The 12,774-nt window shown below is 37.1% G+C and carries 9 protein-coding genes; 8 read left to right on the forward strand and 1 reads right to left on the reverse strand.

The window, feature by feature from the left end; all coding sequences use genetic code 11:
* The first annotated feature begins 57 nt into the window (after nucleotides 1-57).
* Both clpB and ACG94X_RS03935 read left to right on the forward strand, forming a co-directional pair.
* Nucleotides 58-2,637 carry an ATP-dependent chaperone ClpB gene (gene clpB, locus ACG94X_RS03930; RefSeq protein ID WP_419382432.1) on the forward strand — a complete coding sequence of 860 codons (2,580 nt, stop codon included), beginning with the start codon at nucleotides 58-60 and terminating at the stop codon, nucleotides 2,635-2,637.
* Between the two features lie 223 nt (nucleotides 2,638-2,860).
* The gene (locus ACG94X_RS03935) at nucleotides 2,861-3,325 is read left to right on the forward strand and encodes a hypothetical protein (protein ID WP_419382433.1); all 465 of its coding nucleotides are present in this window, start codon (nucleotides 2,861-2,863) and stop codon (nucleotides 3,323-3,325) included.
* Between the two features lie 16 nt (nucleotides 3,326-3,341).
* Here ACG94X_RS03935 and rlmKL read toward each other — a convergent pair whose 3' ends face one another.
* A complete protein-coding gene (gene rlmKL, locus ACG94X_RS03940) occupies nucleotides 3,342-5,546 on the reverse strand; it encodes a bifunctional 23S rRNA (guanine(2069)-N(7))-methyltransferase RlmK/23S rRNA (guanine(2445)-N(2))-methyltransferase RlmL (protein ID WP_419382434.1) in 2,205 nt (734 codons plus the stop codon).
* A 452-nt stretch (nucleotides 5,547-5,998) separates the two neighbouring features.
* Between rlmKL and ACG94X_RS03945 the strand changes: the two genes are divergently transcribed.
* The 6 genes from ACG94X_RS03945 (at nucleotide 5,999) to ACG94X_RS03970 (ending at nucleotide 12,758) form a co-directional block, all read left to right on the forward strand.
* Nucleotides 5,999-6,367, forward strand: a complete 369-nt coding sequence (locus ACG94X_RS03945) for a hypothetical protein (RefSeq protein ID WP_419382435.1) — start codon at nucleotides 5,999-6,001, stop codon at nucleotides 6,365-6,367.
* Nucleotides 6,368-6,760: 393 nt separating this feature from the next.
* A complete protein-coding gene (locus ACG94X_RS03950; protein ID WP_419382436.1) occupies nucleotides 6,761-7,777 on the forward strand; it encodes an aspartate carbamoyltransferase catalytic subunit in 1,017 nt (338 codons plus the stop codon).
* Between the two features lie 16 nt (nucleotides 7,778-7,793).
* Complete coding sequence (locus ACG94X_RS03955) at nucleotides 7,794-9,029, forward strand: dihydroorotase (RefSeq protein ID WP_419382437.1); 1,236 nt, start codon at nucleotides 7,794-7,796, stop codon at nucleotides 9,027-9,029.
* Between the two features lie 198 nt (nucleotides 9,030-9,227).
* The gene (locus ACG94X_RS03960) at nucleotides 9,228-10,697 is read left to right on the forward strand and encodes an OmpA family protein (protein ID WP_419382438.1); all 1,470 of its coding nucleotides are present in this window, start codon (nucleotides 9,228-9,230) and stop codon (nucleotides 10,695-10,697) included.
* Nucleotides 10,698-10,844: 147 nt separating this feature from the next.
* On the forward strand, nucleotides 10,845-11,879 hold the full coding sequence (locus tag ACG94X_RS03965) for a DUF1311 domain-containing protein (RefSeq protein WP_419382439.1): 1,035 nt from the start codon (nucleotides 10,845-10,847) through the stop codon (nucleotides 11,877-11,879).
* 102 nt (nucleotides 11,880-11,981) lie between these two features.
* Nucleotides 11,982-12,758, forward strand: coding sequence for a Rossmann-like and DUF2520 domain-containing protein (locus ACG94X_RS03970; protein ID WP_419382575.1), 777 nt, complete (start codon nucleotides 11,982-11,984; stop codon nucleotides 12,756-12,758).
* Nucleotides 12,759-12,774 lie beyond the last annotated feature (16 nt).

The raw sequence follows: 12,774 nt of genomic DNA on the forward strand, positions 1-12,774 counted from the left end.
GAAAAAGCATTCCCATTTATTATTCAAGTACATAATATGTTGTGAGGAATAACAATAATGCGATTTGAAAAATTTACGAACCGTTTACAGCAAGCTTTATCAGATGCACAATCTTTGGCAATGGGTAATGATAATACCGCCATTGAAGGTATTCATATTTTATCTGCACTGTTGGAAGAACCTTCTAATTTAAGTTTATTACAACAGTCAGGTGCAAATTTACCTGAGCTAAAAGCAAAACTGCAAAAAGCGATTAACGATGCAGCAAAAATTGGTACACCAACAGGTGATATTAACCTCAACCCTGAAGCTGTCCGTGCACTGAATTTAGCAGACAGTTATGCACAAAAAGCAGGTGATGAGTTTTTATCAACAGATTGGGTAATTCTGGCGCTTGCTGAAACAGGTGCAACAAAAACATTATTAACAGGCGTTGGTGTTACAACTGACAAACTGCGTAAAGCAATTGAAAATATTCGAGGTGGTGAGCAAGTTATGGCGAATAATCATGAAGATCAACGTGATTCGTTAAATAAATATACTGTTGACCTGACTGAACGAGCATTGTCAGGCAAGCTTGATCCTGTCATTGGTCGTGATGAAGAAATTCGCCGTACCATTCAGGTATTGTCGCGCCGTACCAAAAATAACCCTGTGTTAATTGGTGAACCAGGTGTGGGTAAAACTGCCATTGTTGAAGGTTTGGCACAGCGTATTGTAAATGGTGAAGTCCCTGAGAGTCTGAAAGGTAAACGTGTTTTATCGCTCGATTTGGGTTCATTGCTTGCTGGTGCAAAATACCGTGGTGAATTTGAAGAACGTCTAAAAGCAGTGTTGAAAGATTTAGGAAAATATGATGGCGAAATCATCCTATTTATTGACGAATTACATACGCTTGTAGGCGCAGGTAAAGGCGATGGTGCAATGGATGCAGGTAATATGTTGAAACCTGCATTGGCACGTGGTGAGTTGCGCTGTGTAGGTGCAACCACTTTAGATGAGTATCGTCAGTTCATTGAAAAAGATGCTGCTTTGGAACGTCGTTTCCAGAAAGTATTGGTCGATGAACCGAGTGTTGAAGATACCATTGCGATTTTACGTGGCTTAAAAGACAAATATGCGACGCATCATGGTGTGCAAATTTTGGATTCTGCGATTATTGCAGCAGCGAAAATGTCACATCGTTACATCACCGATCGTCAATTGCCTGACAAAGCAATTGATTTAATTGATGAGGCTGCATCACGTATTAAAATGGAAATCGACTCTAAACCAGAGCCGCTTGATCGTTTGGATCGCCGCTTAATTCAATTGAAAATGCAGTTGGAGGCAGTGAAAAAAGATGAGGATTCAGTTTCTAAAGCTGAAGTTGAACATCTTGAAAAGCAAATTGCAGAAGTTGAAAGAGAATACAGTGATTTAGAAGAGGTTTGGATTGCCGAAAAACGCTTAGTTGATGGTACAAATCAAGCTCAGATTGAACTTGATAAAGCGCGTACAGCCTTTGAAAAAGCGCAGCGTGAAGGTGATTTGGCAGAAGCAAGTCGTTTGCAATATGGTGTGATTCCAGAGCTGCAAAAACGCTTGAATGAAGAAGAAGTTGCGGAAGTGAATGAAGAGCCAAAACTGATTCGTACCAAAGTCACTGAAAATGAAATTGCAGAAGTGGTGAGTGCTGCAACAGGGATTCCTGTATCGAAAATGCTGCAAGGTGAACGTGAAAAACTATTGAATATGGAGAGTTTTTTACATAACCGTGTTGTTGGTCAGGATGAAGCTGTCGTTGCAGTATCTAACGCAGTACGTCGTTCGCGTGCAGGCTTGTCCGATCCGAACCGTCCAAGTGGTTCATTCTTATTCCTTGGACCTACAGGTGTTGGTAAAACTGAGCTGACCAAAGCACTGGGTAATTTCTTATTTGACAGTGATGATGCGATTATTCGTATCGACATGTCCGAGTTTATGGAGAAACACTCTGTGAGTCGCTTGGTTGGTGCACCTCCAGGCTATGTTGGATATGAAGAAGGCGGTGTTTTAACAGAAGCCGTACGCCGTAAACCATACAGCATTGTGTTATTTGACGAAGTTGAGAAAGCACATCCAGATGTATTTAACATCTTACTGCAAGTGTTGGATGATGGTCGTTTAACGGATTCGAAAGGTCGCTTAATTGACTTTAAAAATACCGTAATTGTAATGACTTCGAACTTGGGTTCGATAGATGTACGTGAGTTGGGTGAGGGTGCAAGTGATGAGGATGTTCGTGCAACGGTTCTAAATGCCGTATCACAGCATTTCCGTCCAGAATTCATTAATCGTATTGATGAATTGGTGGTATTCCACTCACTGAAAAAATCTCAGATTCGTGGTATTGCCGATATTCAGTTAGATCGTTTACGTTCTCGTTTAAGTGAACGTGACATCGGATTGAAAGTGGATGATGAAGCTTTTGATATTCTGATTGATGCTGGTTTTGATCCTGTTTATGGTGCGCGTCCTTTAAAACGTGCGATCCAACAGCAGATTGAAAATCCATTGGCTCAGAAAATTCTGGCAGGAGATTTTATTGCCGGAGATACTATCTTAGTCAGTGCTGAAGATGGTCGGCTGAATTTTGGTAAATTGAAATTGAGTTAATCCATTCAAATAAAGTCTTTCATTATCTAAACATTAAAAAAGCCAATTGTCGTCAGACAGTTGGCTTTTTTGTTTAACTACATTTAAAAATAAATGTTCAATTCTATTTACAATATTTTTACATAATACCTATTGTCGGGTTTTTTAATCAATTTATTGCAACAAGCATTAAAAATTGTTAATTTTTATATAGGAATAATAAAAAAACGTAAGGTGAGTCAAGATGATCAATGATATGGAAAAATCAGATTATTTAAAAATACTTTGTCTGATGTTGATGACATTGAGTTCATCTAATCTAGCAGCAAAAAATTCATTAGATGATAATAGTTTGGCTGAACAATATGTTGGTTTAGCAAAGCTTTCTCCAATTATTATTAATGCAGTGAAGCAAGATGCACAGCAACCTGTAGATGAGCAAAATAAGATGCATGGGGAAGTTGCCAAAGAACAAGCCGATAAAGCAAAAAAAGATGAAATTTATACGACAGTATTGACTGATTTTGAATGGCAGAAAAAAGATCCTGACGCTAATAAGCCATCAGATAAATACTTAAAACCTTATGATAAATTTAGATTAATAGAAGTTGGTTATAATCCATATCAACGCCATGACGTCAGAGTCACGACCGCAGATCGGATAACGATCTATATCGGTCATGAAATTGACGGTGTGGGCTTTAAATAGTCTTTAATTAGACTATTTAAACTGGGTGATGTTGGATAATCCAAGCTTTATGAATTTTTAGATTACGTTTGAAATCTAAACCAATGGTTTCACTGGTAATTTCTTGCACATTAAACATCGCTTGAACTTCTTCATCCATCTCAAAACCACGATAGTTGTTCGAGAAGTATAAAGTACCCTCAGTGGTTAGACGGTTCATCGCACGTTTTAATAGAGAGTTATGATCACGTTGAACGTCGAAAGTACCATGGAACTTTTTAGAGTTTGAGAATGTTGGTGGGTCAATAAAGATCAAGTCATATTGTTCATGACCTTCTTTTAACCATTCAAAACAATCACTTGAGAAAAATTGATGTTGCTGATCTGCATGGTCTACAGTTAAGCCATTCAACACAAAGTTTTCTTTAGACCAGTTTAGATAAGTATTTGATAGATCGACACTTGTTGTACTTGCAGCACCACCGAGTGCAGCATGTACGCTTGCAGTGGAGGTGTAGCTATATAGATTAAGGAAGTGTTTTCCTTTTGCTTCCGCTGCAATACGTAAACGCATTTGACGGTGATCTAAGAATAAACCTGTGTCTAAATAATCTGTTAAATTGATTAAGAGTTTTGCTTTACCTTCCTGAACAATAAAACGCTTAGAAGCCGTACTTTGCTTCTCATATTGGGTTTTACCTTCTTGGCGAGCTCTGGTCTTAATGAAAATAGCATCACGTCCTAAACCAGTTACTGCACGAATTGCAGCCAAAGCTAAATTAAAACGTTTTTTTGCTTTTTCAGGATCAATTATTTTTGGTGGTGCATATTCTTGGACATGTAAGCGTTCACCGTATAAATCAACAGCAACGTTAAAGTCTGGTAGATCTGCATCATATAGACGTAAGCAATGGATGCCTTCTTTCACAGCCCATTTTTTTAAGCTTTGCATATTTTTTTGCAAACGATTGGCAAAGTCTTCTGCGCCTTCAATTGCTTCAAATTGCTGTGGTTGCCAATTTTCTAAGAATGGTTTTATAACCGCTGTTGGCTTGATTTCACCCAAGCGAATATAAATTGGCAATTTACCATTCATCAAACGTACAGTTTGTGGATTGTTAAATGCCATAACGTCGGCTTGTTCAATTTGCGATGCAATCACTGCTGCATATTGGTTAGGAAAATTCTTTTGTAATAATCCAGATAAACCTAAATAGAGTGCTTTATTTGAAGCTTTTTCACCTAAACGTTCGCCATAAGGTGGATTCGTTACGATAAAAGCAGTTTTGCCTTCAGCTTCAAAGTTTGGCCAATCAGCCATGGTACGTTCTTCAATTTGAATATGATCAAGTAAAGATTCGAAACCTGCAGCGATAATATTTTGCTTGGTGGCTTTTACCGCTTCCCAATCTGCATCATAAGCATAGAATTGCGGTAAATCATTTTGCATTGCTGCTTGATGACGATCTTCAGCTTCTACTTTAATTGACATCCAAAGGTCATGGTCGTGACCATTCCAACCATTGAAACCAAAACGACGAACTAAACCAGGCGCACGATCCGTTAAAATCATTAACGATTCAATGATGAATGTCCCTGAACCACACATTGGGTCGAGGAAAATATCTAGATTACGATCTTTTAATTTAGCTTTTTGTAGAATTGCAGCAGCAAGATTTTCTTTAATCGGTGCATCGGTCATATAACGACGATAGCCACGTTTATGCAACGAATCACCAGACAAATCTAAGAAATAGGTATGCTCAGTTTTTCCTGCCAATACATAAAGTGTAATTTCAGGTTGTTTCGTATCAACATTTGGGCGGCGACCTACAGCTTCCATAAAGGAATCTACCACACCATCTTTGGTGCGAAGTGTTGCAAATTGCGTATTGACCATAATGTCGCGTTCCGCATGTAAGCGGATGGCAAATGTACTTTGTGGTGCAAAAATAAGCGACCAATCAAAGTTTATTGCACCTTCGTAAAGTTCTTCTGCGACATCACGGGCATCATGGGTAAAATCAAGTGCATGGGTGTGAATAGGGGTAAGCACACGTGAGGCTAAACGTGACCACATGCAAATGCGGTAAGCATCTTCAAGTTTACCTTTAAAAATTAATCGCCCAGGGAATCGTTCGATATTTTGAACACCTAAACCTTCAATTTCTTCTTGTAGTAAGGTTTCTAGTCCATCCGCACAGGTGACCCAATATGTAGAAAGACGTGGTTTCGAATTCATGAACAATTTCCAAAGACAGTAAAGCAATAGAATATTTTAACGTATTTTGAGCATGAAAACTTGCGGTTTGAAGGCGGAATAGTTTTTTTTTAGAGAATTGTCTTAAATTGCTCATAAAATTAAAAATAATTGTTTGAAATGCCGTCGATTATTTATATTAAAGAAATAGTCAATAAAAATGTCCAAGATCGTCAAGAGCTTAAATTTTCTGATGATCATTTTTATTATTAATATCCATTTTATTGAGCCATATGGATTTAATCGCTTTCAGCTGTGTTATTCATCCTGGGTTAAAACATATTTTTGGGATGCGACCCTTAGTTTTAAATTTCTATCAATGAGCTCAACAATAGCTAAAATTGGTACACAAATTGCTTAATTACTCTCCATAAAGGTCAGCATTTTGACCCAAATTATATTTGAATTTTAAATTGATTAATGAGGGGATTTTTATGCAATCAGTAAATAGTTTTGGATTTATTGCACATGCCGATGCTTTTTCTATTGGAACATTGATATTGGCTCGTTTACGACGTGTTACTGGGCGAGTGATTGATGTTATGTATCTCGTGGAAAATAAAGCCTATGCACAGTATATTGTTGATTTATCATTAGTCATTCAAGACTCTGAATTAAACCGTCAAGCTTTACGTTTAAAATACTTATTAGATATTGAATCTCCAAATCAAGCAGAAGAGACAATAGAATCTGTTGAAATCCTTGATGTTGAAGAAGATCAGTCCGAGAATATTTCCTGTGCAACAGAAGAAGAAATCTACCAAGCACAGGTATCACATCACTATATTGGTGCATTACGATAATTTTGGTTCTTTGTTGCATCCCATGTTTAGCGTTAAGGCTTTGAATGCTTTGTTTAATAGATATTGCAGACTCTCATTGAGTGTGTTTTACAATTTATCCAATATGAATTGTTTTGTTCATTTGATTGATTAAAGCAATTCAAAAATACCTTTAGATTATGATCAACGAATTTTCAAAATATTAAATAGTCGGTTTGGAAATACTTATAGCGAATATTTGATCGGAAGATCGCTATTTGTTTTAAGTATATTGCTGTCTAAATCTGAAATGTGACTCGTAGCAATACAAATATTTAAAAAAATGTATTTTATACAACTGTTGTCCAAAACTTCATCTGCCAAAGCCAAAACATTTCTGTATAATACGTTAACTTAGCACCTCAGGAATCTCTCATGCACTTGGCGGCATTGCATAAACCGAGTCAGATTCAACTCAATAAAGATGGTAATTTAAAACATTTCCTCACCATCGATGGTCTTTCTAAAGAAACCCTCACCAAAATTCTCGATACAGCTCATTCTTTTATTAATGATCAAAACCAACTGATTACGACACCTCTATTGGAAGGTCGTACAGTGATGAATTTATTTTTTGAAAATTCAACACGTACCAGAACAACATTCGAAGCTGCTGCAAAACGTTTATCGGCAAATGTTTTAAATATTGATATTGCTCGTTCAAGTACTTCAAAAGGGGAAACACTGCGAGATACGCTTTGGAACCTTGAGGCGATGGCGGCAGATATATTTGTCGTACGTCATTCTTCATCGGGTTCTGCGCATTTTATTGCAGAAACTGTTTGTCCACATGTGGCAATTATTAATGCAGGCGATGGTCGCCATGCTCATCCAACGCAAGCGATGTTGGATATGTTAACCATCCGTCGTGAAACCAAGAAAAAATTCGAAGACATTAGCTTAGCCATTATTGGCGATATTAAGCATTCTCGTGTAGCACGTTCTGATATTGCAGCTTTGCAAACTTTAGGTTGTAAAGATATTCGTGTGATTGCACCGAATACATTATTACCTTACGGCTTTAGTGAGTTTGGCGAAGGTGTGCGCTTGTTCAATAACATGGAACAAGGGATTAAAGATTGCGATGTGATTATTACTTTACGTATTCAAAATGAACGTATTGATTCTCCAGCACTTTCATCACAAGCCGAATTCTACAAAATGTATGGTTTGAATAAAGAACGCCTTGCTATGGCAAAACCTGATTGTATCGTCATGCACCCAGGACCAATGAATCGTGGTGTAGAGATTGATTCAAGTATTGCAGATGGTGCGCAATCTGTGATTTTGCATCAAGTGACCAATGGTATTGCGGTACGTATGGCGGTATTGGCTTTGGCAATGCAAGGTCAACTACAAGAAAAAGGTTTGTTAGAAGCGATTGCAGTTTAGGGACGGGATAAAAGTCATGAGTATTGTAAAAATTGAAAATGTACGTCTCTTAGACCCAATTAATAAAACAGACAGCATTGAAACGGTTTATCTTGAAAATGGTAAATTTGTAGAAGCATCAACAGATATTGCCGAAACTATTGATGGTCAAGGTAAATGGTTAATGCCGACCATGGTTGACTTATGTGCACGCTTACGTGAACCCGGTCAGCAACAACATGGAACGCTAAAGTCTGAAGGTAAGGCTGCACGTGATAATGGTATTTTACATGTCATTACACCACCAGATTCAAAGCCAATTGTACAAGATAATGGTGCGCTTATTCATGGGCTTGTAGAGAAAGCCATGGTTGATGGTGGAATCTATTTGCATGTTATCGGTGCGCAAACTCAAGGTTTAAAGGGTAAACAGCCATCCAATATGGCAGGATTGAAAAAAGGTGGATGTACTGCCGTTTCAAATGCTTATGCTACTTTTGAAAATGATGATGTCACTATTCGTACACTTGAATATGCAGCAGGTTTAGACCTGACAGTGGTGTTCTATCCAGAAGAATATCAAATTGCCAAAGATGGTTGTGTACATGAAGGCTTTATTGCATCACGTCAAGGCTTACCAATGATCCCAGTGATTGCAGAAACTATTGCGATTGCTAAATATTTGTTAATGGTAGAAGTGACAGGTGTTAAAGCCCATTTTGGATTAATTTCAGCTGGTGCATCTGTAGAGTTAATTAAAATTGCCAAAGACAAAGGTTTGGCTGTGACTGCGGATGTGGCAATGCATCAATTGCATTTAACTGAGCAATTGATTGATGGATTTAATTCTTTAGCGCATGTTCGTCCTCCATTACGTGCTGAAAAAGATAAAGAATTGCTACGTCAGGGTGTGAAAGATGGCGTTATTGACTCAATTTGCACCCATCATGAGCCATTAAGTAGTTCTGCAAAACTTGCTCCATTTGCAGAAACTTTACCAGGGATCAGTGCTTTTGATACTTATGTATCTTTTGGTGTGAAATTGGTAACAGAGGGTTTATTTGAGCCTTTAGAATGGGTTGAAAAAGTCACTCTTGCTCCTGCAAAAGTGGCCAATATGGTGGAGCGTTGGAGCCAAGAATCGGGTTGGATTTTGGTTGATCCCAAACTGGAGTGGACTGTAAATAAAGAAAGCATTATTTCTCAAGGCAAGAACACACCTTTAATCAATCAAAAAGTTTATGGAAAAGTAATTCAAACTTTCATAGCTTAGACTGCATTTTTAATCTATTTTTTTAAGTCAGCTTAGGCTGGCTTTTTTTATTTCTAGTAAAAACTTAACGATAAGTAATAAAAAATTGGCTACAAAAAACTCTTATAAATCTCACCTTGAAATAATTAGAATAAAAATTCGCCAATAAATGATTATTTTCATATTACAAAACAAAAATGACACAGGAGTGTTGAGTAGATGAATATTATTGAATTGTTAAAAGATCAAGTGACATCGAAGGTATTACAGGGTGACAATCATTTTCAGGATGAAAAAATCGGCGCTTTAAGTGCTTTTTATCCTATTCTATTAACCATATTAAAATCTAAACCTGAGCTCATTCAAACTTTACAGCAAAACCTAAATCCACGTTTGGGTGATGTTTTTAGCAATCATTTCGAATCTGTGAGTAAATTTATTGGGCTGGTCGGTGGGGATGCACCTAGCCATGAAATTGAAAAAACATTGAATCACTCAATTACTCCAGCTTTATCTTTACTGGCAGATCAAGCTGGTTCAGATGATAAAAATGTCCTTTTTAATTTTATTAAATCTCAGTGGGGAAATATCGAAGCTGCTTTACCTGCATGGGCGACAGGCTTTTTTTCTATGCTTGGTCTGAGTGTTGCTGGCCTAGGCTTTGGCTCGCAAGCTGCAGCTTCTTCTGCGGTTCAACCAGTCGTTACACCACCACGAACTACGCAAGCCGCGATTGATCCAGAACCGAAAAAAAGTAATTGGTTGTGGCCAATTATTGCATTGTTAGTTCTTGCTGCGCTTGCGGCACTGTTCCTTAAGCAATGTAGTAATAAAACACCTGTCGCTTCTGGTGCAATATCTACCGATAACGCAACGCAACCTGCAGTCGAGTTACAAGCTGCTGAATTACACATTGCGACAGATGCAGAAGGAAAACTGAGTAATTGTCAGGCTTCATCTAGTAGCCAAAGTTTATTGGATAAACTTAAATCTAGTGTTGCAGCAATTTTTAATCAAGCAGATCAATGTCAATCTGTGGTCAATGCAGCTTATGCAGGCGACTTAACAGATCAAAATGCACTTGATCATGTTTTAACAAAAATTAAAGGCATCCCAAATGCTTCAGTTGCTTGGATTGATAATCAATTGACTATTTCTGCACCTAATTTAGCGCATGCACAAAAATTTGCAGATGAAATTAAAGGTTTAGTGCCAAATTTACAAGTAACAGCAAATCAAACTGCAGGTACTTCTGGGAATTCAATGGTAAGTGTCGATACAAGTAATACGCAAGCAAATCAAGCACTTTCAAATATTAAAACAGATAAAGCCAATGTGGATGATGTTGTTTCGGCATTGAATTTACAAGTCATTAATTTTGCGACGGGTTCTGCACATATTCCAGATAGCAATAAAGTCATTCTTGATAAAGCTGCAATTTTACTGAAACAACTTCCTGATGCAAAATTGGTGGTAAAAGGTTTTACAGATAATGTAGGGAATGAAGATTTAAACAAAAATTTATCTGAAAAACGTGCCAAGTCTGTAGTGGTCTATTTAATAGAAAAAGGTGCAACTCCATCGCAATTGACTGCTGAAGGACATGGCCAAGACAACCCAATTGCAGATAACTCAACCAAAGAGGGGCAATTCAAGAATCGTCGAATTGAATTTGCAGTGTCAAATTAACAGAATCAATCAAATGAGTTTTGATTAAAAATATAAAAGTTAACTAAAAACCCTCGATTATGTCGGGGTTTTTTAGTTAGACTACGCATATTCAAAATAATACTTTGATTTAATTTTTCACAAAACAAAGACAAAATGGTTTGTATAATGAATAAACTCACATTAATTAGCGCAATATCTGCAACTTTACTGCTTTCTGGGTGTGACTTCTTTAAAAAGAAAAAAGAAGAATCTAGTTCAGCTCTTTCTGAATGGAGTTGTACGAATCCAACCAATATTGATCAAATTCAAAAATATCTTAAAGATCAGTATTTACAAACAGTGAGTAGTGGTTTGGCAAATTCAGGCTATGAGGCGGATCAAGCTTTATTGCAAAAAATCAATAATGGTCTGAAATTTGAAATAAAAAATGTCAGAACAATCACTGAAGATCCATCTAAAACTAATCAGTTAGAATGTGAAAGTCAGTTGGTTGTGCAATTTCCAAAGGGTTTGCAACAACGTGCTGAAAATGCCTATAGCGAAAATAGTAGTAATTGTCACGATGAGGGGTGTGAAGGTGAAGGTGAAGGCAGTTATCAATCTTTACGTGAATATATTGAAGCAACTGAGTCTAAACTGGTTTTAAATAATGATCAGCTGAAAGGAAAGTTTAACTACAACATTGTCAAAACAGATAAAGAAGGTTTAACTTTAGATGTTCTTAATCAAGAAGCTGTAGTCAATGGTGTGGTCTTTGTTGCGACTAAGGCGGTTCAATATGCTGCCTATGTTGCCGAAAATAAAAAAATAAAAGAGAGTGAACAATCATCTCAAATTGAAAATGCTGAGCAAACTGAGCTCGCACAAAAAGCGATGGATATTCGCAAGAAAGAATTAGATGATGATAAATTAAAACAAGTTGATCGTTTAAACCAAGCATGGGACAAGTTGACAGATGAGCAAAAAGCACAGCTTCAGCAGGATCAGTCAGAATGGTTTGAAAAACGTGATGTAGATTGTAGGGTGATTTCACAAAAATATGTTGGTCAAATTAGTGAAAATGAGCGTGAAACTTACCAAAGTCAGTATAACTATTGGGATGATGCAATGCGCCAACAGAACAAAGATATGGAATACAGTAAATGTTTTAATAAACGTACAGCTGAACGTAGCGTTTATTTGAATAATCTATTTAACTAAATCTAAGATGCATTAAATTTAGTGATTTTATGAGAGGGACGAATTGATTCGTCCTTTTTTGATTGGCATGTTGTAATGGAATTTAAAGAGTTTGAATATCTTATGCGTATTAGTTTTATTGGTGCTGGGCGAGTTGCAACACATTTAGCAAGTGCATTGTGCGAACAACATCAAATTATTCAAATATTTAGTCGCCATTTAGCACATGCAAAGACATTAGCTATTCAGCTAAATGCTGAAGCGATTTCAGAGTATTCTCAATTAAACGCACAAGTCGATTTAGTTATTGTTGCTGTGAGTGATCAATCAATTGCAGAAGTTATTGAAAGTATCAGCCCTTATCTCCAAGGTGTTTTTATTGTGCATACGTCTGGAAGTACAAATTTAAGTGTATTGACTCAATCACATGAAAAGTCTGGGGTATTTTATCCATTGCAGACCTTTAGTATAGGAAGAGCAGTGGATTGGGTAAATACACCGTTATTTGTAGAAGCGGTGCAAGCAGAGGATTTGGAGAGTTTGACAATTCTTGCAAATAGCCTAAGTCATCGAGTTTATCAATATAATTCTGAACAACGTCTAAGTTTACATTTGGCAGCTATATTTGCATGTAATTTTAGCAATTATTGCTATGATATGGCGAAGCAAGTGGTTGATGCTAAACAAGTCGATTTTAGTTTGCTTTATCCACTGATCGTTGAAACTGCCAATAAAGTCACCCAGAATGATCCTGAGCTTGTGCAGACGGGGCCTGCGATCCGAGGCGATCATAATATTTTAAATATGCACCAACAGATGTTAAATGATACAGATCGAGAAGATTTAAAAGCGGTTTATCAAATATTGAGTCAGCAGATTTTGAAACGACACTCACAGTAATAACTGTGAGTGTATT

The organism is Acinetobacter psychrotolerans, from assembly GCF_048552595.1.
GTDB lineage: Bacteria > Pseudomonadota > Gammaproteobacteria > Pseudomonadales > Moraxellaceae > Acinetobacter.

Bases quoted from the DNA above. Each gene is read 5' to 3' on its own strand.
- clpB (WP_419382432.1), top strand. From the start codon at position 58: ATGCGATTTGAAAAATTTACGAACCGTTTACAGCAAGCTTTATCAGAT.
- ACG94X_RS03935 (WP_419382433.1), top strand. From the start codon at position 2,861: ATGATCAATGATATGGAAAAATCAGATTATTTAAAAATACTTTGTCTG.
- rlmKL (WP_419382434.1), bottom strand. From the start codon at position 5,546: ATGAATTCGAAACCACGTCTTTCTACATATTGGGTCACCTGTGCGGAT.
- ACG94X_RS03945 (WP_419382435.1), top strand. From the start codon at position 5,999: ATGCAATCAGTAAATAGTTTTGGATTTATTGCACATGCCGATGCTTTT.
- ACG94X_RS03950 (WP_419382436.1), top strand. From the start codon at position 6,761: ATGCACTTGGCGGCATTGCATAAACCGAGTCAGATTCAACTCAATAAA.
- ACG94X_RS03955 (WP_419382437.1), top strand. From the start codon at position 7,794: ATGAGTATTGTAAAAATTGAAAATGTACGTCTCTTAGACCCAATTAAT.
- ACG94X_RS03960 (WP_419382438.1), top strand. From the start codon at position 9,228: ATGAATATTATTGAATTGTTAAAAGATCAAGTGACATCGAAGGTATTA.
- ACG94X_RS03965 (WP_419382439.1), top strand. From the start codon at position 10,845: ATGAATAAACTCACATTAATTAGCGCAATATCTGCAACTTTACTGCTT.
- ACG94X_RS03970 (WP_419382575.1), top strand. From the start codon at position 11,982: ATGCGTATTAGTTTTATTGGTGCTGGGCGAGTTGCAACACATTTAGCA.